Genomic DNA, 22,641 nt, shown 5'->3' with positions numbered 1-22,641 from the left:
GCCGCTCTTGCCGTTGCGCTGGTTGGTCGCGTTCTCGGGCCGCACGGCGCCGGCCGGATAGCCCAGATGGTGTCCAAGTTCGGCGCCCAGCGCCCGCTCGATCAGCGCCTTCTTGAACGCCGCTGAGGCGGCATGCACCGCTTCGGCCGTCATCGGCCCCTTCACGAACTGGTCGATCAGTTCCTTCGGAATGGACGGCAACGCCGTCAGGGCCTCGGGGGACGTCTTGGGTTTGCGTGGCATACATGCTCCTTGAGCTACATGTTATGCCTTACACACAAAATTTATGACAGGCCCCAACGATCCACGCTCCCGAAGGCCTCCAAAGCCAACATTTGCTTGAAGCGTTCCTATCCGACGTCGATCAGGGTAGCGGTGGCAGTTCCGACATTGGCGGCAACCCACTCTCCTACTTAGCTGTCGCGGGGCTTCTCCGCTACTGCGCGCACGCATTTGCGGTTGCGCACTACGCCGATCGATTCAGCCATAATTCGAAGACGCATTAATGCAGTCCGTGGCCCGAACGAGCAGCCAAGTTTTCCACGCCATCGCCTCACCGTTTTTACATCAGCTCGCGCCCGCATATTCTTCTCTTCCTCTTTTTTAGTTAGTGTTATCGACCCGGATGGCGGCCACCGCCGCTTCGATGTCTTGATCTGATAGGAACGGAGCTTGAGCGAAGACTAGACCTTGCTCGCCGTTAAGCTTGGCGGCTAGGTGCCCGCGACCCAACAGCAATTCGGCTCCAGGCCTGTCGAGCGCGATCTTGGACGTTGCTTCGCTGGACACCTTCAAGATCAAACGGTTGCCGAGGTTCTCACGCAGTTGCATGGGCATCACGTCCTTATCAGGGCGCTGCGCCGCGAAGATCAAATGGATTCCGGCCGCGCGGGCCTTCACTCCTAGGCGCTGAACTGCGGCCCCCACCGCGGACTTATAGGCGTCGTCCAGCATCCAGTCGGCGAACTCGTCGTGAACCAAGAAGACCATTGGAAGCCGCTCCTCAGCCGAAACCTTCGAGTTATAGGTCGGCAAATCGCGAGCCCTAGCCTTCGCGAAGGCCCGATAGCGGTCCTCCATCTCCTCAACCAAAGCCCCGAGAACTTCGGATGCTCTCTCTTTGGTCGTGACGATCTCTTCGCGCATGTGTGGCAAGTCAGCCAAGGGGGCATAGTCCACGCCCATCTTGGGGTCGATCAAGATGATCTGAGCCAGCTCTTTTGGGTTTGTCGCTGCGATGTCCAACAGCAGTGCCTGTATTAGCACTGACTTGCCGCTGCCCGTCGCGCCGGCCACCAGTGAATGCGGCTCATGCGATGAGAGGCCGCCGAATTCAGAACCAAGGTTCAAATACAGCAGCGCACCGTTGATCTCCTGTAGTCCGAGCAGGAAAGAAGTGTTTATGCCAGCGACGTTGCGATTGAGCTCGCGGCGGGACCACAACTCCCACAGCGACACCGCCTGCCTCTTCGCTCCGGCGACTGTCACCACTATCTCGCCTGGTTTCGGCTGCACCGTCACCAAGTTGATCGCGTGAGTAGTCAGTATCCGCCAAGCGAGCGAGCCATACGTCGCGATCGAGGCGACCCGGGTCGCCGAACAGGGCCTCGCGGAACATGCCCAGCGTTGCCAACAGTTGGTCCTTAGAGTCACGACGGGCCTTGGCCAATCCGTCTGCCCCAACATACTTCGACTCGACGATCGAAATAACGACACAGATTCCATCGTCTCGCTCCTCGACATTAAGCGCGAGGATGTCGGCGATGCGACTTTCAGGTTGCGACAACCAGCTCGCGTAGTCGTCGAGCAGAAAGTACGCAGTCAGTACTTGGCCACCAGCGGCGGAAGCCTTGAACTCCTCCGCGAGCAAATAGCGACTGAGGACCAAGCCGATCATTTCGCCAGCAGAGACACCACGCTTATACGGCGCCTACAAAGCGAGTTAGGCAGTGGCTCATGTCCTAACCTCGGTTGAGTGTCTCGCTCGCTGACTAGGCGAGTGCCGTGTTCAGCTGCGAGCAGCGCTTGCGGACGCATCCTTCGCTGGCTGGAAGGTGTGCAACTTGCACCCTCCTGCGACCTACACTTCCAGCCGCGACCATGTATCCGACACGCGCGCCGTGCATTGACTGCGGCTGGCCATGAAGGCGTAGGCCAATCCCAATCTAGTCCTGCCGTCATTCAAGCGGGAGCCGGTCCGTCGATATAAGTCGTACCGAGACGATTAGTCCCGTAAACACGAACAAGTGGCAGCCCCTGAACGCTATGGGATGCCACCTGCCCAGAACTTGACGAAAAACCAAGTCACAACTCACGTGCGCGTCATATATTCACAAATAAGGCCCCAAAGCACCTCGGAGATGTTCCGCCGGGTTGCTCCCGATAACCACGGCGTACCGGAAAACAGCGGAGCAATTCTGCATCGCGCGATGCGCCGTGTCGCGGGCACCGCGCTGCTCAATTCGGCGCAGGCATGCGAGGACCTCCGGTGCGGTGATGTCACATATCGGTCGCTTGCCCAGCCAGGGGAAGATGTCATTCTCGAGCCGCGCGATGACCTTGACGCGATGGGACTCCGCCTTGTCGGACATCATCCTCTCGTACCATTCCCGGGCAACGGCTTCGAAATTGTTGGCCGCGCGCTCTAGCCTCGCTGCCTTCACCACCTTCTTGTGCTCGCCCGGGTCAACATCTTTCGCTAGCAGCTTGCGCGCGTCCTTCAGGGTCACGTCGGGGTACTTGCCGAACGACAGGCGCTTCTCGCGCCGGTCGTACCGGTACTTGAAGCGCCACAGTTTCGAGCCTGCGGTTGAGACTTCGAGATACAGCCCACCGGCGTCCAAGAGTCGCTGGGTCTTCTCGATGGGCTTGGCATTTTTGACGGCGAGGTCAGTGAATGGCATCTGGGGGCATCCGTTTGTGGGGGCAGCGAGCTGGTTCCCCCACGGTGCCCCCAACGGCCTGATTTAACAACAGATGCAGTTGGACGACCTCAGACGTAAAAAAAGGCCGGAAGCCTTGTGTGACAAGGGCTTCCGGCCTTTTGCTGGACCTAGCCAGACTTGAATTTGGTGGAGCGGAGGAGGATCGAACTCCCGACCTTCGCATTGCGAACGCGACGCTCTCCCAGCTGAGCTACCGCCCCAACGAACCACCGATTCTACACACACAAAATCCGTTTTGCCAAGCGTCAAATTTGACCCCAAGCAAAACTACTTCGAAGGTGCTCCAGCGAGCACCCAGGTCACGACAGAATGGATATCGGCGGCGCTCATCCCCGGGTGAGACGGCATCGGAATAGCCCCCCAAACCCCAGCCCCACCGTCCCGCACCTTCTTCTCCAGCTTGGCCTGGGCAGCAGCATCGCCTTTGTACTTCGTAGCGACATCCTTAAACGACGGCCCTACAAGCTTGCGATCCACCGCATGGCACCCCATGCAAGCATTCGCCTGAGCGACCTTCAACCCATCCGCCACAGCAGCAAAAGCGGGCGAAGCGAGACCAAGACCAACCGCAGCAACCACAACCCCACCAACAAACCACCGCATCACAAAGCCCCCGTATTCCCCGGCTTCGTAGCCGACGAATTAGTCACGGGCGCGGGCGGCTGGTGATCGATAGGCTGCGAGGTCACGCCCGCATCAGGCACTGCCCCCACCGTCGGCGCATCAGCAGCAGGCGCCGCCGCCGGCGCACTGGCAGCAGCCGCCGTCGCCACCGCCGCCTGTTGCGCGTCGATGTACTGGTAGCACTTCACCACCTGCGCCACGCCCATCACCCCGGCCGTCGCGTTGGCGGCGATATTGCCTTCATCCGGCGTAACGAGGCCCATCAGATAGATCGTGCCACGCTCGCTCACCACCTTGAAGTTGTTCGCGGAGATGCCCTTATAGGCAATCAGTTCCGCCTTCACGCGTCCTTCGAGGTACGAGTCGTTCGCGCGGTCGGAGAACGAGCTGGCCGGCTGCACCGCCAGCTCGTTGACGATCGATGCAACGTTCGTCACGGCTCGCACAATGCTCTCGGCCTTCTGCTTCGAGGCGTCGTCGGGTACTTCACCCGTGATCAGCACGCGCTGGTTGAACACCGCCACGTTCACGTGCGCCGTATCGGGCAGTTGCTTGCCGAGATCGGCGAGCGCCTTCACCTGGATCTCGCGGTCTTCGGTTTGTGATCCCACCGTGCGGCGGTCGGTTGCCACCAGCGCTGTGCCGCCCGCCGCGCCCGCCAGTGCCAGGAAGCAGCCCTGCAGGCTTGCGCAGAGCGAGGCTGCGAAGCCGATCGTCAGCGTGGTCCGTGCCAGCGCGCGCGTCATGCCGTATCTGCTCATCAACTTCCCCTCTCTTCGTCTTACGGTGTCAGTCTTCGCCCAGCAGCATCGCGTCGATGCCGTCGCAAAGGCAGTGAATAGTTAACAGATGCACTTCCTGAACACGCGCCGTGCGATCGCTCGGCACGCACAGCTGGATGTCGGTATCGGCGAGCACGCTGTTCACGTCGCCGCCGCCCTTGCCGGTCAGCGCGATCACGACCATTTCGCGCTCGTGCGCTTCCTGAATGGCGGCCAGCACGTTCACGGAGTTGCCCGAGGTCGAGATGGCGAGCAGCACGTCGCCGGGCTGGCCGAGCGCGCGCACCTGCTTCGCGAATACCTGTTCGTACGCGTAGTCGTTGGCTACGGCGGTGAGCACCGAGGCGTCGGTGGTCAGCGCGAGCGCGGGCAGGCCCGGGCGTTCACGCTCGAACCGGCCGATCAGTTCGGCGGCGAGTTGCTGGGCGGTGGCGGCGGATCCGCCATTGCCACACGCGAGAATCTTGTTGCTGTTCGCGAGCGCGGCGAACATCGTATCGACCGCGGCGGCAATCGGGACCGCCAGGGTTTCCATGGCCGCGAGCGTAGTGGCTGCGCTATCGCGGAAGTGCTGTTGAATGCGTTCGACGGACATCGACTCTCTAATCTGTACTGCGGGTATCGCAAAATTTCCGCGTGGTGCGGCGTGCCGCAAGTTTAGCGCACTCGAGGGCGTTCATTTTCACCCTTCTTTCCATTGCGTAAGTTTTAGCTCTCGTGGGCTTCCGGTTGAAACGCGTCGCGCAGCCACACGAGCCGGCCGCTCTCGAACGCGATCACGTCGAAGCGGCACGCGGGCGTCGTTCGCGCTTGCGTGTGCGCTTCGCCGTTCGCATCGGCGGCGCGCCACGTCGCGAGAAAGTAGCGCGCCGCGCGCAGCACGCGCTGCTGTTTGCGCCACCCCACGCTCGCCGCCGCGCCGCCAAATTCCGGCCGCGCGCGAGCACGCACTTCCACGAAAACCAGCGTGCCGTCGCGCTCGCGCATCACGAGATCGAGTTCGCCGCCGCGGCAATTCACGTTTCGCGCGACCAGCTCCAGGCGCTCGCGACGCAAAAACGCCAGTGCGTGCGCCTCGAAACGCGCGCCTGTTGCGCGGCGTTGGACATTCGACTGCGCTCGCGCGTAAAAGTTGTCGACGCGTGCACATTCGTTCGCGCCGCTTCCCTCGGGTGTGCTCGCGCCCGCGTGGCACAATGTCGGCCTCTTTTCCTGCTTTCGCGCGTTGCGTGTCATGACGTCCCTCTCGTCCCCCTTCGAACTCGCACAGGCCCAGCAGTATCCGGCCGCCACGCTGTACGTCGTGGCCACGCCCATCGGCAACGTCGCCGACATCACCTTGCGTGCGCTGCACGTGCTCGGCCTCGTCGATCGCATCGCCGCCGAAGACACGCGCAACACCGGCCAGCTCCTGGCGCGCTACGGCATTTCGAAGCCGCTCGTCGCCGTGCATGAGCACAACGAGCGCGAAGCGGCGCAGCGCGTAATCGAGTTTCTGCGCGCGGGCGAGCGCGTGGCCTGCGTCTCCGACGCGGGGACGCCCGGCATTTCCGATCCGGGCGCCAAGCTAGTAGATGCCGTGCGCGCCGCCGGCCTGAACGTCGTGCCGCTGCCTGGCGCGAGCGCGCTCGCGACGGCGCTTTCCGCTGCCGGCGACTGGATCTCGACTTTCACGTTCCTCGGTTTTCTGCCGCCCAAGCCCAAGCAGCGCGCAGCCGCATTGCAGCCGCTGGCCTCGCATACGCACGCGATGGTGTTTTACGAAGCGCCGCATCGCATCGTCGAAACCGTGCAGTCGATCGCCGATGCATTCAGTCCGGCGCGCCGCATCCTCATCGCCCGCGAATTGACGAAGCTACACGAGTCACTCTGGAGCGGCACCCTGGCCGAAGCGCCAGCGTGGCTCGCAGCGGATGCGAACCGTCAGCGCGGCGAGTTCGTGCTGGTGGTGGAAGGCGCAAGCGAGCAGCCAGAAGGCGAAGCCGATCACGACGCGCTCTTGCGCGTGCTGCTTCAGGAAGTGCCGGTGAAGGGCGCGGCGAAGATCGCGGCGGCGCTCACGGGCGCGTCGCGCAATGCGCTTTACGCGCGGGCGCTGGAATTGAAGGATGAAGGCGGGGACGAAGCGGACGACTGAAGCGCGAGCCGACAACAGTCAAAATCAAAAGCACGAGCCGGAAAAAACCGAAGGGCCGCCTGAGTCAATCAGGCGGCCCTTCGCGTATGCATCCAACTCTGCCAGGCGGTTCAATCTCGGGCGCGTCGCGGCGCACTCAGCGCCACGCCCAAACGAGACCGCTTAGTGATCGATGTTCGAGTTCGCGGCAAGCATATCCGCTTGCGCGGCCTTCGCTTCCTGGCGCGTGAGGCCTTCGATGTCCACCTTCGCCGTACCCGCGTGCTGCACGCCAAGGAGCTTGGCGGCGGCATACGAGAGGTCGAGCACACGGCCACGTGCGTACGGGCCACGGTCGTTGATCTTCACCACCACCCACTTCGACGTGCCGGGCACGCTCACGCGCACATACGAGCCGAGCGGCAGCGTGCGGTGCGCAGCCGTGAGCGCCTTCATGTTGAAGCGCTCGCCGCTTGCGGTGCGACGGCCGTGGAACGCGCGGCCGTACCATGAGGCACGACCCGTCTGGTGGAACGAGTGGACGTCCGGGCTGTTCTCGTCGATCGCCTCGGCGTTCGCGAGCGAGTTGTCCTTGGCGGTGCCCGATGCGGGCAGCGCAGCGAGCGCGGAGCCGTAGCCCTGCGGCGCGATGAAAGCCGCGTCCTTCGTGCGAAGGGCGTCGCTGGATGCCTGGTCCTGCTGGGCAGGCGGCACGGCGCAACCGGCCAAAATGGACACGGCTGCAAGACTCCCGAGTCGTCGTCGAGTCAGTCTAAGGTTCATAACATTGCCATCACGTTCTCGAAGCCTGTCCCGCGCCATGTGTGCGCGTTGTCGGAAAGGCTTCGGCGGTCGCGGGCAAAGCTTCGCCATCGCTCGCCTGGAATGAAAAAGGCGAGCGCGTGCCAATGCCCGGATGCAGCCCTAATAAGCCGCTAACCGCTAGTTATCTTTCACGTCTGGCGCAACCTGTCCCCGGCAGCCTGACCAGACCCCACATGCCGCCATCGAACGATGAAACTCGTTCAGGCACGCCGGAAACTCTCGGCGCACAGGAACGGCGGCGTAGGCCCCACCCAGCGTCACGGCATGTAGGCCGTTGCAGGCGCGTGGCACCTGGCTGGGCAAGACGTGCGGCGTCGAACGGATCGACACCTGATTTGCTATCTTGTAAGGCAGCCTGTTTCGGCCCGCCTTGAACGACAGCACTGCTTGACGGCGATGTATGCGACCTGTTTTTTTGCGAAGGTCACACCGCCCTTTGAAAGCACGAATTCCGTGCGTGATGGGTCGCATTATACCCAAAAGTTATTCCTGTCACGCCTCTGCCCCACAAATCTCCATGATTTTTCACTATTGATGTAACAAAGCCGTTCGTCTTGCGCCGCCGCATCCCTTGTCAGACAAGGGATTGAGGCCGTCGCGAGCAGCGTCGGCGGCGCTTCCTGCACCCCGGTACAATCGATCCTTTGGCTGGGGCCACCGGCGCGCAACGTCGATATCGAAACATCGCTGCGCCCGCCCCGCGAGACCCGAACCCCACGATCCCCGCATGAAAGTCACGCTGATTCCCGTCACGCCGTTCCAGCAAAACTGCTCGCTGCTCGTCGACGAAACGACGAACCGCGCCGCTGTCGTCGATCCAGGCGGTGACCTCGAACACATCGAAGCCGAGATCGAGCGCCAGGGCGTGCAGCTGGAAAAGGTGCTGCTCACCCATGGCCACCTGGACCACTGCGCCGGCGCGAAGGCGCTCGCCACAAAGTTCGGCGTGCCGATCGAAGGCCCGCAGGAAGACGAGCGCTTCTGGATCGACCAGTTGCCGCAGCAAAGCGTGCGCTTCGGCTTCGGTCACGCCGAGGCATTCGAGCCCACGCGCTGGCTTCACGACGGCGACACGGTGCGCTTTGGCAGCGAGGAACTCGAGGTCTATCACTGCCCCGGGCATACGCCGGGTCATGTGATCTTCTTCAGCCGCAAGCACCGCGTCGCCACGGTCGGCGACGTGCTGTTCGCGGGTTCGATCGGCCGCACGGACTTCCCGCGCGGCAATCATGCGGATCTGATCCGTTCGATCCGCGAAAAGCTCTGGCCGCTGGGCGACGACGTCACGTTCGTGCCGGGCCATGGCCCCGTTTCGACATTCGGCGAGGAGCGCCGCTCCAACCCCTACGTCGCAGATGGCGTACCTGGATGAGAGTGAAAAGTACGATGAATCAAGCCGCTATTGAGGAGATTTACGTCAGCACCGACGTCGAGGCCGATGGTCCCATTCCCGGCCCGCATTCGATGCTGAGTTTCGCTTCGGCGGCGTACACCGCCGACAAGCGTTTGATCGCCACGTTCTCGGCCAATCTCGAGATGCTCGAAGGCGCGGCGCCGCATCCGGTGCAGGCCGCCTGGTGGGAGACGCAGCCCGAGGCCTGGGCCGCGTGCCGCAAGGATCTGCAAGACCCGGCGGCAGCGCTCGTCGCCTATGTGGAATGGGTGGAGGCGCTGCCCGGCAAGCCGGTGTTCGTGGCGATGCCGGCGGGCTTCGATTTCACCTTCATGTTCTGGTACATGATGCGCTTCGCCGGACGTTGTCCGTTCTCGTGGTCGGCGCTCGACATCAAGACGCTCGCCTTCGCGATGACGGGCCTGCCGTACCGCAAGTGCATCAAGCCGCGCTTTCCGAAGCACTGGTTCGACGATCATCCGCACACGCACGTTGCCCTCGACGACGCGATCGAGCAAGGCGCCCTCTTCTGCAACATGCTGGCCGACCTGCGCGCACAGCAAGCCGCGCTCGCCGCTGATGGGGACGACTCAGGGCAAAACGCCGCAAGCACTCCGGCAAATTAGGTAATCTCCCTCATCATCTGCGCTTCGCATTGCGTTCTGTTCTCCTGGCCTCTAACATTCAGGAATACAGCGACGCAATGGAGGCGCAGTTGACACTCGATACGTTCTCTCAGAAGATCCTGCGCCTGCTGCAGCTCGACGCGCGCCGCTCGGTGCAGGAAATATCCGACCAGGTGGGGCTTTCCAGCACGCCTTGCTGGCGCCGTATCAAGGACATGGAACAGTCGGGCGTGATCCAGCGCTACACGGCGCTGCTCGATCGCGAGAAGCTTGGCCTGCACGTCTGCGCGCTCGCGCATATCCATCTCACGCGCCACACCGAAGGCGGCGTCGAAGCCTTCGAGCGCGAGATCGCCACCTGTCCCGAAGTCACCGAGTGTTACAGCACCACGGGCGAATCGGACTACATCCTCAAGATCGTTGCGCCCGACATCAAGGCCTACGACGCCTTCCTGCACGAGCGCATCTTCCGCATTCCCGCCGTGGCGCAGGTGCGCACGAGCGTCGTGCTGCGGGAAATCAAGTTCGATACGCAATTGCCGCTGTGAAGCGATAACGGCGCGGTGGCTTCACTGCCGCGCCGTTCGCGTGCCAACCCGCGTGGCGAGATTCAATGCGCCTCGCGCGGTTTGACGGGCACGGCCAGCGCGCCATGTGCATCGACCGACTGCATCACGTCGAGCTTGCTCGCGCCGAGGCTCGCGCGCAGCGCTTCGAGGTCCACCGAGGCCGCGCGGCGCGCGTCGTCCGCCGCGGCCAGCACCACCTGAATCTCCAGGCCCGTGCTCAGGTAGTGCAGCGTGATACCTTCGATGTGCACGTCATGCTCCGCCAGCGCGTTTCGCAGGCGCTTGGCGACATCGTCGCGCGCAGGCAGGTTGGCCACGGACCGCACGTGCATGTCGTCTTCGGGATCGACGTGAATCAGCGCATCGAACACGCGTGAATCGGTGAGCAGGCGCGCGCGCGCCGTCTCCGCGATGTAGTGCCCTTCCGAAACCGAAATCAGCGGATCGACGAGGATGTGCGCATCCACGAGCGCGAGGTCTCCCGTCTTGCGTGTGCGCATCTCGTGCACGTCGAGCACGCCCGGCGTGCCCATCAGCAGCGCGCGCAAGTCAGCGGCGGTGGCTTCGTCGAGCGCGCGGTCGGAGAGGTCCTGGAGCGCGTCCCAGCCGAACACCCAGCCCATGCGCGCGACCATGAAGCCGACGATGGCCGCCGCGATCGGATCGAGCAGCCGCACGCCCGCGAGGCTGCCCACAATGCCGATCGCCACGACGAGCGACGAAGCCGCGTCCGAGCGCGCATGCCACGCATTGGCGATCAGCATGGCCGAGCGCACGCGCTGTGCCTCGCGCAGCATGTAGCGAAAGAGACCTTCCTTGGAAACCAGCACGAGGAGTGCGACGACCAGCGCGCTCACGTGCAGCGCGGGAATATCGCCGAGATTCATGATGCGCGTGCCGGCGCGCACCAGCATGCCGACGCCCACCGCAATCAATAATGCGCCAAGGAATAACGACGCGACCGTCTCATAACGGCTGTGGCCGTAGTTATGATCGGCGTCCGGCTTTGCGCCGCTATGCCGGTTGGCCAGCAGCACGACGAAGTCGGAAACGATATCGGCCAGCGAATGAACGCCATCGGCGATCAACGCCTGCGAATGCGCAAACACGCCAATGACGATTTGCAGCACCACCAGAACACTATTGACGGCAACGCTGACCCAGGTCGTGCGGCGCGCGACCTCGTGTTTATCGGATAACGGCGGGGCGGCGGAAGAAGTCATTGCGCGGCGAGAGAGCAAATTAGGGAATAACCGCGATTGTAGCGACTGTGTGCGACGATTTTATGGATAGCCCTAAAAATCTCTTTTAAATCAGATGCCTACAATACCAGGAAGCATTCTCATTCGCGCCGTCGATACCGTTCGAACCAATCGCACTTGGCGCAGAAAATCAAAAAGCCTCGCGTCCCCGGACTGCGCGGCTTCTTGTTTTCGAGAATCAGGAGATACCTCGCCTGACTCCGCTCCTGCTTCCACTCTTGCACAGCGCGTTCAAACGCGCCGCTGATAAGTTGATTTACTTCTGGATCAGAAAACGATCGCGGTCTTGACCGGCGATCCAGCGCGGCGGCTTGCCGCGGCCCGACCACGTGCTGCCGCTATCGGGATCGCGATATTTCGGCGCGACGCTCGCACGCGAACGGCTGGCTGCCTTCGCGGCTTTGGCGTTGGCGCGGCCGCCACCGAGTTCAGCCAGGGTAATGCCGTAGTCGGCCATTTTTTGCTTGATTTCATCGAGGACCTCGGCATATTCGCGAGCCTTCGCCTCTTCAATCTGCTTTTCCAGCTTCTCTCGCTGAGCGAGAAGTTCCTTGTAGGAAGACATAGGTGCCCTTGTGGTTTGATCTTAATGGCTACTGATCTCGCGTCAGTATGCCGATTGATAGATACGTGCCTCGGAAATCGGTGGCGAGATTAACACAAATTTGAATGTCGGGATGCGCGTAAGCCGTAAAAATAATTAAAACCAGATTTCCAATCCACTGGCTTCCAGCAAGCGCCTAACTCATTGTCATTTCGTGCAAATCGGTATTTTTACTAAATGTCGTATTTGCCAGATAAATCCACATCTCATAATTAGCAGCGGATGAAAATTAAATGCGTTGAAAACCGTCAAACATTTCATCGCATGACAACTTTGAGCGAATCAACGGGGACAGAAACCCGGTTGCTGCAAGGCAGCATGAGGCAACACGCTATATACACCGGCGGATAACGCCCGCATGAGGCGGAAAAACCCGTCATTGCGTATGACGCTCAATGCAATCTGCTAGCACCGCATGCAAGGATTGCAAATCTGACTGCGGCGCATCGAAAACGAAGCGCATGCGGGTGCCGTCGATCACGAGATCGGCGCCGTAGCGATCCACGCCTGCGAGATCCAGGCCGGCGCGCCGCGCGGGGTGCGTTTCGAAAAAGCGGATCAGCGTGGTTTCCTCGGCGGGAGCGAGTGGCTCCAGTGCGTCGAGATCGGCGCCGTCCATCCAGCCCATCGCGCCAAACCCGCCGATATAGCGCAGCCGCTCAATATGCATGACCCAGAAGGTGAAGTCGCCGAGTGCGAGATAACGCTCGGCGTCGGGGTGATAGCGCACGTAACGCCGCGCCAGCGCCTCATTCGCCGCCGCCTCGACCGCCTCGAAGCGGCCGAGCAGCGTGGCGCGCGGCGCGTTCAGCACGTCTGCGTCGTTCGCATGCGCGACGAGAAAGCCCGCGCGCGGGTCGTCGAGCAGATTGCGCGTGTGCTCGGCGAGGCGGCTCACGAGGATCACCGGACGGTGCCGCGCGTCGACAGCGAACGGCAGCAGCGTCGGATACGGGAAACCGCGTGGCTCGCGCGAGTGCGTAGCGAGCGTGCCGGTGGGCGCCTGGTGCAGCAGATGCAGCGGCGCGTGAGCGGGAATCTTCAAGGGCGCATCCTCGAATCGAACGATGGATTCTGCCGATATTAGAGCAGCTGGCTCGGCCAACGCGCTGCGACAGGCCACTCGCACCTTCGTTAGAATCATCGTTTGCTTTCAGGCGCCTTCCTGGTCCCTTCTTTTCCTTCTCCTTCTGCCCGGAATTCCCGTGTCCGACCGACCGACCGATCCCGCCCTCGCCGTCGCGAGCCCAACCGCCCATCATCGGGCGCTGCCCGCCGCCACGCGCCATCGCGCGCGCATCGCGACCATGGCGCTCTTTTTCGTCGCCGGCATGATGTACGCGTCGTGGGGCGTGCACGTGCCGACCGTGCGCGACAAGTTTCATCTGAGCCCGGCGCTGCTCTCGTATGCGCTCTTCGCGGTCGCGGGTGGCTCGATTGCCGCGATGACGACCATCGGCGGCTGGATCGCGCGCGTGGGTTCGCGCCGCGCCTGCCTCACGGGCGGCCTGACGATGTCCGTGTGCGGCGCGCTGATCCTGGTCGTCCCTTATTACTGGATGCTGATCGTCGTGCTCGCCTTTTTCGGCGTGGGCATGGCCACGCTCGACGTCGCCATGAACGCCGAAGCGAGCGCCGTGGAAGAGGCCGTCGCCAAGCCGATCATGTCCGGGCTGCACGGCATGTTCAGCCTGGGCGGCATGGCGGGCGCGGCGATTGGCGGCGCGCTGCTCGCGCGCGGCATGGCGCCGGCGCTGCATCTCTTTCTCGCGTCGGCGCTTGCGGCGCTCGTGCTCTTCGTCTCGTGCCCGGCCGTCTTGCCGCACGTGCCGCACGCCACGCACGGCGAGCACGCAAAAACCGGCAACCGCTGGCGCACGCCGGCACTCTGGGCGCTCGGCGGCATTGCGCTCATCGCCCTGATCGCCGAAGGCGCGATGTACGACTGGGCCACGGTCTACATGCGCGACGTGGTGCTTTCCACGCCTGCGCTAGCCAGCGCGGCCTACGCGGCGTTCTCGGGCGGCATGGCCGCGGCGCGCTTCGCCGGTGACGCCGTGCGCGCGCGCTTTGGCGCGCCGCAGCTCGTGATGGCGAGCGCCTCGCTCGCGTGCGCGGGCATGATCGGCGCGCTGCTGCTACCGTTCTCGTTCACCGCGCTCACGGGTTTCACGCTGATGGGCCTCGGCCTCGCCAACATGATGCCGGTGCTGTTCGCGGCCGCCGCGCGCGTGAAAGGCATCCACGCGGCCGAAGGGCTCGCGCACGTCGCGGGCATCGCCTATTTCGGTTTGCTGTTCGGGCCGGTGGTGATCGGCGGCATCACCCAGGTGACCAATCTCACGGTCGGGCTCGCCGTCGTGGCGTTGTGCGCGGCCCTCGTGGCGTTCGCGGGGCCGAAGGTGCTGCGGCGGCTGGGGATCTGAAAGCGCATCGATAACCGCGCCTCGCGCCGCTCCAAACAAAAAAAGCCCGCGGGCCGAAACCCGCGGGCTTTTCCAATCGCGTGAGCGAAATCAGTAAATACGCGCCAGGCGCGATTTACATCTTCACGACGTCGAGCAGCGACTTCTTGCCCGACTTGTAGTTGTACAGCGAAATCACGCCGTGCTTGAGGTCGCCCTTCGAATCGAAGGTCGTCTCGCCAATCACGCCCTTGTAGTCCGTCGTCGGCATTTCGGCGAGGATCTTTGCCGGATCCGTCGAATTCGCACGCTTCATTGCGTCGACGATGATGTACACAGCGTCATACGTGAACGGAGCGTAGATCTGGATCGGCTGGCCGAAGCGCTTCTCGAACTTGGTTTCGAATTCCTTGCCGCCCGGCATCTTTTCGAGCGCCATGCCGGCTTCCGAACACACGATGTTGTCGGTCGCGTCGCCGGCGAGGTCGGCCAGCTTGTCGGTACAGACGCCGTCACCCGCGAGCACCTTCGCGCGCAGGCCAAGCTGCTTGGCTTGCTTGGCGAACGGGCCGCCCGTGGCGTCCATGCCGCCGTACATGATCGCGTCGGGGTTTTCGCCCTTGATCTTCGTCAGAATGGCGCGGAAGTCCACGGCCTTGTCGTTCGTCGCGTCATGCGACAGCACGTTCATGCCGAGCGACTTGGCGGTCTTCTCGAATTCGTTCGCGAGACCCTGGCCATAAGCCGTCGAGTCGTCGACCACAGCAACGGTCTTGACCTTCAGGTTCTTCGCCGCGTAGTTCGCGAGCGCCGGGCCCTGCTGGGCGTCCGTCGCCACGACACGGTAGGTCGTCTTGAAGCCTTGTTGCGTGTAGGCCGGGTTCGTGGCCGACGGCGAGATCTGCACGATGCCTGCATCGCTGTAGATCTTCGATGCCGGGATCGACGTGCCCGAGTTCAGGTGGCCGACGACGGCAACGACCTTGTCGTCGACGAGCTTCTGCGCGACCTGGGTGGCCGTGCGCGGGTCAGCTGCGTCGTCTTGTGCGTCGAGCACGAGCGTGACCTTCTGGCCGCCGATCACGAGGCCCTTCGCGTTGATCTCTTCGACTGCGAGACGTGCGCCGTTTTCGTTGTCTTTACCGAGGTGCGCAATCCCACCCGTAAGCGGCGCGACGTGGCCAATCTTGACCGTAACGTCTGCGCTCGCTGCCGTTGCGAACGACGCGAACATAATGGCCGCAGCGCTGATCGGCAACAGCTTGTGAAGCTTGATAGTCATGTAAGTCTCCAGTTTCGAACCCAAAAGCTACGTAATCGCCCAGTGCTCCCGCGCCCCGAACGTGTCGCTCCCCGTGCGGACGACCACGCAGGATGCATCCTTGATGCACCTGGCCAGCATGTCGAATGGCCCGTTCATGGCGGGCCGCCCATCCATACTTGCGCGCAAGTGTAGGTGATCAAATTAATTTGGGGGATTTTTTTCAGATATTGGTGCGAGTACCAATATGCGTACTGCAAGAATGGTTCGAAACCCTGATCAATCGGCCGCAAGCCTTATGTAATAAGGCATCCCGACTTTGGATCCAATTACTGGGATATTCCCTGAGGGGTCCCGCGCGAATCGTTTTTGAGATTATTTGACGGGAGTTATTGGTGTGTTAGCGCAGGCGTTCCGGGAATACACCAGGACGCGTTGCGACCATATGAAAATCCCTCGCATTCGCGATAACGTTTGCGAGTCGCGAAGGCGTCCGGCACGCGCTTTTTTGCGCGTGCCGGTTCAAGTAAGCATTCGATTAATTTCGGACGCCGATGCGTTGCGGACTCGCATCTCGTGCGGCGAGGTGCCTCACGCGTCGGGACTGAGTTTGCCGAGTAGTTTGCTCAAAAGCGCACGCCATTCGGCATCGAGTGCAGCGACGATTTGCGCGGCGCCAAGACCTGCCTCGCGCGTGCGCGAAAGCGGTGCGCCCTGCCCCGACCACAGCGAAAGATAATCGCCGTCGTTCTCGCGCGCCGCGCGCTGGCGCAACGGCTGCGTGAGCGCGTTTTGCACGGGGTACGGCGCGACCGTCTCGGGCCGTGCCTCGAGTTGCTGCATGAGCGGATTGCGAATGCCGCGCGCGTGACGCCCGGTGATCGCGCGCGTGACCGAAGTCGCGGTATCCGTCGACGCACGCAGCCGCGCCTTCCAGTCGGCGGGAATCGCACTTTCCGCGCAGCCGAGAAACGCAGTGCCCATCTGCACGCCTTGCGCGCCCAGCGCGAGCGCCGCGACGATACCGCGCCCGTCCATGATGCCGCCCGCCGCGAGCACCGGCAGGCCGGCTGCCTCGACTGCATCCGCGAGTTGCGGCACCAGCGCCATCGTGCCGACGAGCGCATGCGGCGCCTCGCCGATGAACGTGCCGCGGTGCCCGCCCGCTTCGGCGCCTTGCGCGACGATCGCATCCGCACCCGCGTCGCGCCACGCGAGGGCTTCGGCCACGTGCGTCGTCGTCCCCATCACGTAGCTGCCCGCAGCGTGCAGGCGTTCGACATCGGCCTTGGGCAAGAGGCCGAATGTGAAGCTCACCACCGGCACGCGCAGCTCGATCACCGTGTCCAGTTGCGCGCGAAAGTCGGGCGCGTAACGTGCGAGCGCCTCACCGGGCGGCAAGCCGTGCTGCGCGGCCACCGGATCGATGGCTTCAAGCGCGCGGCGCACGGTGGCTTCGTCGGGATTCGCGGGGTCGAGCACGAACAGGTTCACGCCGAAGGGCTTGTCCGTGAGCGCGCGAATCGCGGCGACTTCGCTCGCGATCTTTTCGGGCGCGAGCGCGGCCCCGGCGAGAAAGCCGAGCCCGCCCGCATTCGACACCGCCGCGACGAGCGCGGGCGTCGTCGGCCCGCCAGCCATCGGGCCCTGCACGAGCGGCAGGCGCAAACCGAAACGGCGGCTGAACGGGGTGGAAAAGTCGGGCGAAGTGCGCAGCGCGGGAGCAGAACTCATGACGCGATCCTTGTATGGCTGAATGAGCGATGACGGTACAAATCGCTACCGACTCTAGCCAAAGCCCTCGCGCCCGAAAAATGAATAATCGAGATCATTACGATCCGCTTGCGAGAACGAGGTTTCCGTGGCGTGCGCTGCAGAGGTTCAAGGGCCTATGGCAAACTGGCTCCCCGATTTCGCGACGCGCTGCGGGCAGTGTGCGAGCCGCCTGCCTGAGCGCTGCGGCGCGTCGCATGACTCATTGATGAAGACGGAGAAGCAACATGAGCGTTTCGACCAAATGGATCGACATTCCCGCCGGCGATGACAGCTTCGGCGCGTACCTCGCGCTGCCCAAGGGCGGCAAGGGTCCGGGCATCGTCATCCTGCAGGAGATCTTCGGCGTGAACGGGCACATCCGCGACGTCGTCGAGCAATACGCGCTCGACGGCTACGTGGCGATCGCCCCCGACGTGTTCTGGCGCGCAGCCCCGCGCGTCGAACTCGAATACGTGGGCGCGGACCGCGATCGCGGCATCGCGCTCATGCAGAAGACGGACGTCAACCTCGTGGTCGACGACATCGCCGCGACGGCGGCCGCACTGCACGCGCTGCCCGAGTGCACGGGCAAGGTTGCGGCGATCGGCTACTGCTTCGGCGGCCGTCTTGCCTACCTTGCTGCCGCCAGCGGTTCGGTGGATGCGGCGGTGTCCTACTACGGCGGCGGCATCCAGAATCAGCTCGATCTCGCCGACAAGGTCACGAAGCCGATCCTCTTCCACTACGCCGAGCTCGATCACGGCATTCCGCTGTCGGCGGTGGGCCAGGTGAAGGAGCGCTTCGCGGGCCGCCCGAACGCCGAGTTCCACCTGTACCCGAACGCCGATCACGGCTTCAACTGCTCGGTGCGCGCCTCGTACAATCAGCACGCTTCGGCGCTCGCGCACGGCCGCACGCTGAGCTTCCTCGCCGAGCATCTGTAATACCGTTGTCTCGCGGGCGGCGGCGGTGGCGTTGAAGCCTCGCCGCCGCCCGTCTGTCGTTGCACGCACACGCCTTGGCGTATCGATGCGCGCGCAACGACAAACCCGGCGAGCGCGCCGCCCGCTTACACTCCTTGCGTAGCCGTATCGCTTACGCCCGGACCCAACCCGACGACGAGGAGTGCGCGCCTTGCAGTCCGACTATCTGGAATACGACGCCATCGGCCTCGCCGATCTCGTGCGCCGCCGCGAGGTGAGCGCGCGCGAGCTGCTCGACACCGCCATCGCCCGCGCGGAAGCCACCAATCCCGCGATCAACGCCATCGTCCTCAAGGACTATGAAGCGGCGCGCGAGCGCGCGCTGCGCATCGAGGCGTCCGGCAACGGCGTGAACACGCTGAGCGAAGGGCCGCTCGCGGGCGTGCCGTTTCTCGTGAAGGACCTCGGCGCGGCGGTGGCCGGGCTGCGCATGACGCTCGGCAGCCGCCATTACCGCCACTACGTTCCCACCGCCGACGCGCCCGTGGTCGCGCGTTTTCGCGCGGCAGGCCTGAACATCTTCGGCAAGACCAGCGCCTCGGAACTCGGGCAGATGCCCTACACCGAACCCGAGCTGTTCGGCCCCTGCCGCAACCCGTGGAACCTCGATCACACGCCCGGCGGCTCGAGCGGCGGCGCGGCCGCCTCGGTCGCGGCGGGCATCGTGCCGCTCGCGCATGCGTCCGACGGCGGTGGGTCGATCCGCATTCCGGCGTCGTGCTGCGGACTCTTCGGCTTCAAGCCGTCGCGCGCGTTCCAGCCGGCGTCCGACGTGCCGCCGCCGCCCGGCGCGCTGGGCGTCGATCTCGCGGTTTCGCGCAGCGTGCGTGACAGCGCGCTGATGCTCGACCTGATCGCCGGCGACCCCGCGCTGCCCACCGGCGCGCCCGGCACCTTTCTCGCCGCCGCGCGCGCGCCGCTCGACGGATCGAAGCCGCTAGCCATCGCGCTGTTGACCGAGCCGATGTTCGCGGACACGCTCGCGCCGGAAGTGCGCAGCGCGCTCGACGATGCCGCCGAACTGCTCACGTCGCTCGGCCATCGCGTGGAGCCTTTTTCGCTGCCCTTGGATTACGCACAGGCGCGCGAGGCGTTCCTGATGCTGTGGTCGGTGGTGGCCGAGCAGTACGTGCTGCACGCGGACGACATCACGGGCACGAAGCCGCACCGCCGGGAGTTCGAGATCGCGACCTGGGCCATGGCGCACATCGGCCAGAAGCTCGGCGAGCGCGAGCTTCCCGCGGCGCTCGACGTGCAGCAGCGCATCACGGCGCAGCTCTCCGACCTGATGAAGCGCTACGACGTGCTGCTGTGCCCGACGCTCGCGGCGCCGCCGGTGAAAATCGGCGAACTGAAGCCAAGCCAGAGCGAGCGGATCCAGATGCGCGCGGTCACGGCCATGCCGGTGGAAATGCTGATGAGAAAGCTGCTGACCGAAGCCTCGAACAAGGCGTTCGCGTGGGCGGGCTGCACGGAGCTTTTCAACCTGACGGGCCAGCCGTCGATGTCGGTGCCGCTCTCGTGGAACGCTCGTGGGCTGCCGATAGGCGTTCAGTTCGCCGCGCGCGAGGGCAACGACGCGTTGTTGCTGCGTCTCGCGGCGCAACTGGAGGCGGCGCGCCCGTGGTTCAACCGTCGGCCGCCGTTGCTGCAGGCGCGGCTCTAGCGCGCCTGCGCTTCCTTTCTGAACGACGTGCGCGGGCAGCGAAGCGTGTGGGGTCTACGCCCTGCACCACCCGCGCCGATTCATTACGCCTTCTTGTTATAGGCGCTGCACCAGCCCTTGCCTGCGACCTGCTTGCCGCCGAACATCGGGCACGGCGCGAACGCGTCGGTCGCCTTGCCCTGATAGAACGTGCAGTTGCTGCAGTCCTGGCCGGCGGCGTACTTCGCGAATTTCGCCTTGTCGACCTTGGTCGCGTCGAGCTTGTAGCCGAGCGCCTGGGAGGTGGGATCGGATTCGGCAGCCTTGGGCGCGTCGGCGAAGGCCTGGCGCGAAAGCGCGAGCGTCGAAGCGACGCCGATGCTCGTGATCAGAAAGCTGCGGCGGGAAGATTTCATGTGACTCACTCCAGTATTGTGGCGATTCGTTCGCTGGGTTTTCGCGCGGCGCTATTGTGTGGCGCGTGCCGCGCATGCCTCTGAGCCGCTCTGGTGGCGGCGTCGCGAAGAAGCTTAACAACGAAGCAAGCCCCGGTGACGCTGCAATGCTGGAGATAAGTGAGCGGCATGATGCCGCTCGGCGCAATAAGGGCGCAAGAAAGGCCCAAAACCCGATCAATCGAACGAAGCCATCTCGCACACGCGCTGCGCGATCGCAAGCGAAGCCGTGAGCCCCGGCGACTCGATGCCGAACAGGTTCACGAGGCCGCGCACGCCGTGCGAAGCCGCGCCCTGGATCATGAAGTCGGCGGCGGGTTCGCCAGGCCCCGAGAGCTTCGGGCGGATGCCCGCGTAGGCCGGCTGCAGCGCGCCGTCGGGCAGCGCCGGCCAGTAGGTGCGGATCTGTGCGTAGAAGGAATCGGCGCGGCGGGGATCGACGTCGTAATCGACCGCATCGATCCATTCGACGTCGGGGCCGAAACGCGCCTGGCCGCCCAGATCGAGCGTGAGATGCACGCCGAGGCCGGCGTCGTTGGGCATCGGGTAGATGAGACGCGAGAACGGTACGCGACCCGAAACGCTGAAGTAATTGCCGCGCGCCAGATAGAACGGCGGCACGTGGCGCGCGTCGAGCCCGCGAATGCGTTTGGCGAGCTTCGTCGCATACAGGCCTGCGCTATTGATGACGCAAGTGGCGCGGATGTCGATCGGCGCGGCGCCGCCCGTTCGCACCGTGAAGCCGCTGCCCAGCGCATCGATCGACTCGACCGGCGACTTCAGCGCGATCACGGCGCCGTCGCGCTCGGCGTCGCCTTGCAGCGCGAGCATGAGCTGATGGCTGTCGACGATGCCGGTTTGCGGCGAGTACACGGCCGCGACGCATTCGAGCGCCGGTTCGAGCGCGAGCGCCTCGCTGCCGCTGATGCGCGTGAGGTCGAACACGCCGTTTTCCTTGCCGCGCGCCCGAATCGCCTCGAGTTGCGGAATCTGGTTCGCCGCCGTGGCGACGAGCAGCTTGCCGCAGCGCGCGTGCGTGACATTGTGCGACGCGCAGTACTCGTAGAGCATTTCGCGCCCGCGCACGCACAACGTGGCCTTGAGCGAGCCGCGCGGGTAGTAGAGCCCGGCGTGGATGACCTCGCTATTGCGCGAACTGGTGCTGGTGCCGATGGCCTCGGCGGCTTCGAGCACGATCACCTCGCGCCCGCGCGCGGCAAGCGCACGCGCTATGGCGAGGCCGACCACGCCCGCGCCGATCACCACGCATTCGATCTGGTCCATGTCCCTGCGTCCCGCCTTCGCAGCGCCGGCAGGCAAGCCAGCCGCACCGCGATCCTCTCTGCCATGGGGTGGGCGGCGCTCAACGCGCGCCGCCGTCTGACAAAAATTGTACGCCGCCCGGCGGGGAGGCTACGCCAGACTCTCGCAAGGAAAGAGCGGAAGGGAACAGAGAAGGACCGTCGCTGCGCGCCGGCCGAAGCGTCAGTTGGCGGCGTTGCGAGTGTGCAAGAAGCCCGTCGTGACCTGCTCGCGAGGCGCGGTATAGCCGCCCATCGCGTATTGCTGCGGGTAAGCCGGCGAATTCGGGTCCAGACTCAGTTCGCCGTGAGCACGGGCGCTGGCCAGCTCAGCCTTCACTTCGGCGCGCGTTTTCGGAGCGTTGTTCGTGGCGACCACCGCGACGGGAAGCGATTGAACCGCCGGCGTCGCCGTATCGCCCCCGGCGAATGCGGGCGCAGCAGCAAAGGCGGTGGCGGCGCTGACCAGCAGGGCGGCAAGCGTAACGGACTTCTTCATGGCGATGCTCCTTCGAGGCGATGCCCGGCAAGCTTTGCAACCGATGCTGGCCAGCCGGCGGAATCCGAACAACGTGTTGGGCACGTGGAAGCCAGTGTAAACACGGGCTATCGAAAAACCATCCCGATAAGGAACAAGTCAGCGTTGCAGCCACGACAACAATTTCCGACAAAACACCTCAACAGATTTATGTTTGTTGCGCTTCAATAACCAATCCCTCGACGCACGATGGTTGAAGCGCGCCTGCCGCGTCCCCATCTCTGATGAACCGCTGCGGTCCGGCGTTTGCGAACCCGGTATAGGATCGATGGTCAGAACGTACCCGCCCCGCCGTAGCGTTGCCGACACTGTCGCCTCGCACGGCGCCGTGCACGGAGCCTCCTATATGAAGTTGTGGAAACATTGCCTCGCCCTGCTGCTGTCCGCCGCCCTCGCGGGAACGAGCGTGTGCGCGCTGGCGCAAACCACGGCGCAGCCGGGTTATGCGACGCCTTCGGAACCGCCCATCCTGCCGGGCACGCAAGCACCGGCGGAACCCCCGCCACCGCCGCCTCCCCCGCCGCCGACCTCACGCGCCGTGACGCCTCCACC

Annotated in this window: 22 protein-coding genes, 1 tRNA gene and 2 pseudogenes; 8 read left to right on the top strand and 17 right to left on the bottom strand. The window is 64.0% G+C overall.

Features of this window, described 5'->3' with window-relative positions:
• From E1N52_RS41040 to E1N52_RS41005, 8 genes and pseudogenes are all read right to left on the bottom strand, one after another.
• Positions 1 to 243, bottom strand: a pseudogene (locus E1N52_RS41040) (IS256 family transposase); the annotation flags it as partial.
• A 360-nt stretch (positions 244 to 603) separates the two neighbouring features.
• Entirely contained in the window at positions 604 to 1,521 is a 918-nt protein-coding gene (locus E1N52_RS41035) for an FtsK/SpoIIIE domain-containing protein (RefSeq protein ID WP_246089439.1), read from the bottom strand.
• Between the two features lie 809 nt (positions 1,522 to 2,330).
• Positions 2,331 to 2,903, bottom strand: a complete 573-nt coding sequence (locus E1N52_RS41030; protein WP_133190627.1) for a tyrosine-type recombinase/integrase — start codon at positions 2,901 to 2,903, stop codon at positions 2,331 to 2,333.
• Positions 2,904 to 3,069: 166 nt separating this feature from the next.
• A tRNA-Ala gene (locus E1N52_RS41025) sits at positions 3,070 to 3,145 on the bottom strand.
• 67 nt (positions 3,146 to 3,212) lie between these two features.
• Positions 3,213 to 3,548, bottom strand: a complete 336-nt coding sequence (locus tag E1N52_RS41020; protein WP_133190625.1) for a c-type cytochrome — start codon at positions 3,546 to 3,548, stop codon at positions 3,213 to 3,215.
• Complete coding sequence (locus E1N52_RS41015; RefSeq protein WP_133190623.1) at positions 3,548 to 4,330, bottom strand: BON domain-containing protein; 783 nt, start codon at positions 4,328 to 4,330, stop codon at positions 3,548 to 3,550. The genes E1N52_RS41020 and E1N52_RS41015 overlap by 1 nt, the downstream gene beginning before the upstream one ends.
• A 28-nt stretch (positions 4,331 to 4,358) precedes the next feature.
• The gene (locus E1N52_RS41010) at positions 4,359 to 4,946 is read right to left on the bottom strand and encodes a phosphoheptose isomerase (protein WP_133190621.1); all 588 of its coding nucleotides are present in this window, start codon (positions 4,944 to 4,946) and stop codon (positions 4,359 to 4,361) included.
• A 113-nt stretch (positions 4,947 to 5,059) separates the two neighbouring features.
• A complete protein-coding gene (locus E1N52_RS41005; RefSeq protein WP_133190619.1) occupies positions 5,060 to 5,587 on the bottom strand; it encodes a YraN family protein in 528 nt (175 codons plus the stop codon).
• Between E1N52_RS41005 and rsmI the strand changes: the two genes are divergently transcribed.
• On the top strand, positions 5,586 to 6,488 hold the full coding sequence (gene rsmI / locus E1N52_RS41000; protein WP_133190617.1) for a 16S rRNA (cytidine(1402)-2'-O)-methyltransferase: 903 nt from the start codon (positions 5,586 to 5,588) through the stop codon (positions 6,486 to 6,488). The two genes, E1N52_RS41005 and rsmI, sit on opposite strands and share 2 nt — an antisense overlap.
• A 162-nt stretch (positions 6,489 to 6,650) precedes the next feature.
• Here rsmI and E1N52_RS40995 read toward each other — a convergent pair whose 3' ends face one another.
• On the bottom strand, positions 6,651 to 7,250 hold the full coding sequence (locus E1N52_RS40995) for a septal ring lytic transglycosylase RlpA family protein (protein WP_133190615.1): 600 nt from the start codon (positions 7,248 to 7,250) through the stop codon (positions 6,651 to 6,653).
• A 769-nt stretch (positions 7,251 to 8,019) separates the two neighbouring features.
• Between E1N52_RS40995 and E1N52_RS40990 the strand changes: the two genes are divergently transcribed.
• From E1N52_RS40990 to E1N52_RS40980, 3 genes are all read left to right on the top strand, one after another.
• A complete protein-coding gene (locus E1N52_RS40990) occupies positions 8,020 to 8,664 on the top strand; it encodes an MBL fold metallo-hydrolase (protein ID WP_133190613.1) in 645 nt (214 codons plus the stop codon).
• A 14-nt stretch (positions 8,665 to 8,678) separates the two neighbouring features.
• Positions 8,679 to 9,311, top strand: a complete 633-nt coding sequence (locus E1N52_RS40985; protein WP_028203150.1) for a 3'-5' exonuclease family protein — start codon at positions 8,679 to 8,681, stop codon at positions 9,309 to 9,311.
• A 77-nt stretch (positions 9,312 to 9,388) separates the two neighbouring features.
• A complete protein-coding gene (locus E1N52_RS40980) occupies positions 9,389 to 9,859 on the top strand; it encodes an Lrp/AsnC family transcriptional regulator (protein WP_174479506.1) in 471 nt (156 codons plus the stop codon).
• Between the two features lie 62 nt (positions 9,860 to 9,921).
• Here the strand turns inward: E1N52_RS40980 and E1N52_RS40975 are convergent, their stop codons facing one another.
• The 3 genes from E1N52_RS40975 to E1N52_RS40965 form a co-directional block, all read right to left on the bottom strand.
• Positions 9,922 to 11,103 carry a cation diffusion facilitator family transporter gene (locus tag E1N52_RS40975; RefSeq protein ID WP_133190611.1) on the bottom strand — a complete coding sequence of 394 codons (1,182 nt, stop codon included), beginning with the start codon at positions 11,101 to 11,103 and terminating at the stop codon, positions 9,922 to 9,924.
• Positions 11,104 to 11,398: 295 nt separating this feature from the next.
• Positions 11,399 to 11,707, bottom strand: a complete 309-nt coding sequence (locus E1N52_RS40970) for an H-NS histone family protein (RefSeq protein WP_091993872.1) — start codon at positions 11,705 to 11,707, stop codon at positions 11,399 to 11,401.
• Positions 11,708 to 12,122: 415 nt separating this feature from the next.
• Positions 12,123 to 12,791 carry a HugZ family pyridoxamine 5'-phosphate oxidase gene (locus tag E1N52_RS40965; protein WP_133190609.1) on the bottom strand — a complete coding sequence of 223 codons (669 nt, stop codon included), beginning with the start codon at positions 12,789 to 12,791 and terminating at the stop codon, positions 12,123 to 12,125.
• 22 nt (positions 12,792 to 12,813) lie between these two features.
• On the opposite strand from E1N52_RS40965, the gene E1N52_RS40960 reads away from it, so the two are divergent.
• Positions 12,814 to 14,172, top strand: coding sequence for an MFS transporter (locus E1N52_RS40960; protein ID WP_342777955.1), 1,359 nt, complete (start codon positions 12,814 to 12,816; stop codon positions 14,170 to 14,172).
• Positions 14,173 to 14,287: 115 nt separating this feature from the next.
• Here the strand turns inward: E1N52_RS40960 and E1N52_RS40955 are convergent, their stop codons facing one another.
• Both E1N52_RS40955 and E1N52_RS40950 read right to left on the bottom strand, forming a co-directional pair.
• Positions 14,288 to 15,433, bottom strand: coding sequence for a branched-chain amino acid ABC transporter substrate-binding protein (locus E1N52_RS40955; RefSeq protein ID WP_133190605.1), 1,146 nt, complete (start codon positions 15,431 to 15,433; stop codon positions 14,288 to 14,290).
• 570 nt (positions 15,434 to 16,003) lie between these two features.
• The gene (locus E1N52_RS40950; protein ID WP_133190603.1) at positions 16,004 to 17,146 is read right to left on the bottom strand and encodes an NAD(P)H-dependent flavin oxidoreductase; all 1,143 of its coding nucleotides are present in this window, start codon (positions 17,144 to 17,146) and stop codon (positions 16,004 to 16,006) included.
• A 266-nt stretch (positions 17,147 to 17,412) separates the two neighbouring features.
• Here E1N52_RS40950 and E1N52_RS40945 point away from each other — a divergent pair, with 266 nt between their 5' ends.
• Both E1N52_RS40945 and E1N52_RS40940 read left to right on the top strand, forming a co-directional pair.
• Complete coding sequence (locus tag E1N52_RS40945) at positions 17,413 to 18,111, top strand: dienelactone hydrolase family protein (RefSeq protein WP_133190601.1); 699 nt, start codon at positions 17,413 to 17,415, stop codon at positions 18,109 to 18,111.
• A 190-nt stretch (positions 18,112 to 18,301) separates the two neighbouring features.
• The gene (locus tag E1N52_RS40940; RefSeq protein ID WP_133190599.1) at positions 18,302 to 19,816 is read left to right on the top strand and encodes an amidase; all 1,515 of its coding nucleotides are present in this window, start codon (positions 18,302 to 18,304) and stop codon (positions 19,814 to 19,816) included.
• A gap of 83 nt (positions 19,817 to 19,899) precedes the next feature.
• On the opposite strand, the gene E1N52_RS40935 is transcribed toward E1N52_RS40940, so the two are convergent.
• The 3 genes from E1N52_RS40935 to E1N52_RS40925 form a co-directional block, all read right to left on the bottom strand.
• Positions 19,900 to 20,211: a high-potential iron-sulfur protein gene (locus E1N52_RS40935; RefSeq protein WP_028203157.1), complete on the bottom strand. Its 312-nt coding sequence runs from the start codon at positions 20,209 to 20,211 to the stop codon at positions 19,900 to 19,902.
• Positions 20,212 to 20,427: 216 nt separating this feature from the next.
• Positions 20,428 to 21,534: an NAD(P)/FAD-dependent oxidoreductase gene (locus E1N52_RS40930; RefSeq protein ID WP_133190597.1), complete on the bottom strand. Its 1,107-nt coding sequence runs from the start codon at positions 21,532 to 21,534 to the stop codon at positions 20,428 to 20,430.
• Positions 21,535 to 21,735: 201 nt separating this feature from the next.
• On the bottom strand, positions 21,736 to 22,050 hold the full coding sequence (locus E1N52_RS40925; protein ID WP_133190595.1) for a DUF4148 domain-containing protein: 315 nt from the start codon (positions 22,048 to 22,050) through the stop codon (positions 21,736 to 21,738).
• A gap of 385 nt (positions 22,051 to 22,435) precedes the next feature.
• Between E1N52_RS40925 and E1N52_RS44680 the strand changes: the two are divergent.
• Positions 22,436 to 22,641, top strand: a pseudogene (locus E1N52_RS44680) (hypothetical protein); the annotation flags it as partial.

Source organism: Paraburkholderia guartelaensis (assembly GCF_004353905.1).
Lineage (GTDB): Bacteria > Pseudomonadota > Gammaproteobacteria > Burkholderiales > Burkholderiaceae > Paraburkholderia > Paraburkholderia guartelaensis.
This window is presented reverse-complemented; position numbering and strand designations above follow the sequence as displayed.

Coding starts and splice junctions, on each gene's coding strand:
- E1N52_RS40935 (WP_028203157.1), bottom strand. CDS start 20,211: ATGAAATCTTCCCGCCGCAGCTTTCTGATCACGAGCATCGGCGTCGCT.
- E1N52_RS41030 (WP_133190627.1), bottom strand. CDS start 2,903: ATGCCATTCACTGACCTCGCCGTCAAAAATGCCAAGCCCATCGAGAAG.
- E1N52_RS40980 (WP_174479506.1), top strand. CDS start 9,389: ATGGAGGCGCAGTTGACACTCGATACGTTCTCTCAGAAGATCCTGCGC.
- E1N52_RS41015 (WP_133190623.1), bottom strand. CDS start 4,330: ATGAGCAGATACGGCATGACGCGCGCGCTGGCACGGACCACGCTGACG.
- E1N52_RS40995 (WP_133190615.1), bottom strand. CDS start 7,250: ATGAACCTTAGACTGACTCGACGACGACTCGGGAGTCTTGCAGCCGTG.
- E1N52_RS40970 (WP_091993872.1), bottom strand. CDS start 11,707: ATGTCTTCCTACAAGGAACTTCTCGCTCAGCGAGAGAAGCTGGAAAAG.
- rsmI (WP_133190617.1), top strand. CDS start 5,586: ATGACGTCCCTCTCGTCCCCCTTCGAACTCGCACAGGCCCAGCAGTAT.
- E1N52_RS40930 (WP_133190597.1), bottom strand. CDS start 21,534: ATGGACCAGATCGAATGCGTGGTGATCGGCGCGGGCGTGGTCGGCCTC.
- E1N52_RS41020 (WP_133190625.1), bottom strand. CDS start 3,548: ATGCGGTGGTTTGTTGGTGGGGTTGTGGTTGCTGCGGTTGGTCTTGGT.
- E1N52_RS40955 (WP_133190605.1), bottom strand. CDS start 15,433: ATGACTATCAAGCTTCACAAGCTGTTGCCGATCAGCGCTGCGGCCATT.
- E1N52_RS41010 (WP_133190621.1), bottom strand. CDS start 4,946: ATGTCCGTCGAACGCATTCAACAGCACTTCCGCGATAGCGCAGCCACT.
- E1N52_RS40990 (WP_133190613.1), top strand. CDS start 8,020: ATGAAAGTCACGCTGATTCCCGTCACGCCGTTCCAGCAAAACTGCTCG.
- E1N52_RS41005 (WP_133190619.1), bottom strand. CDS start 5,587: ATGACACGCAACGCGCGAAAGCAGGAAAAGAGGCCGACATTGTGCCAC.
- E1N52_RS40975 (WP_133190611.1), bottom strand. CDS start 11,103: ATGACTTCTTCCGCCGCCCCGCCGTTATCCGATAAACACGAGGTCGCG.
- E1N52_RS40950 (WP_133190603.1), bottom strand. CDS start 17,146: ATGAGTTCTGCTCCCGCGCTGCGCACTTCGCCCGACTTTTCCACCCCG.
- E1N52_RS40960 (WP_342777955.1), top strand. CDS start 12,814: ATGGATTCTGCCGATATTAGAGCAGCTGGCTCGGCCAACGCGCTGCGA.
- E1N52_RS40945 (WP_133190601.1), top strand. CDS start 17,413: ATGAGCGTTTCGACCAAATGGATCGACATTCCCGCCGGCGATGACAGC.
- E1N52_RS40985 (WP_028203150.1), top strand. CDS start 8,679: ATGAATCAAGCCGCTATTGAGGAGATTTACGTCAGCACCGACGTCGAG.
- E1N52_RS40925 (WP_133190595.1), bottom strand. CDS start 22,050: ATGAAGAAGTCCGTTACGCTTGCCGCCCTGCTGGTCAGCGCCGCCACC.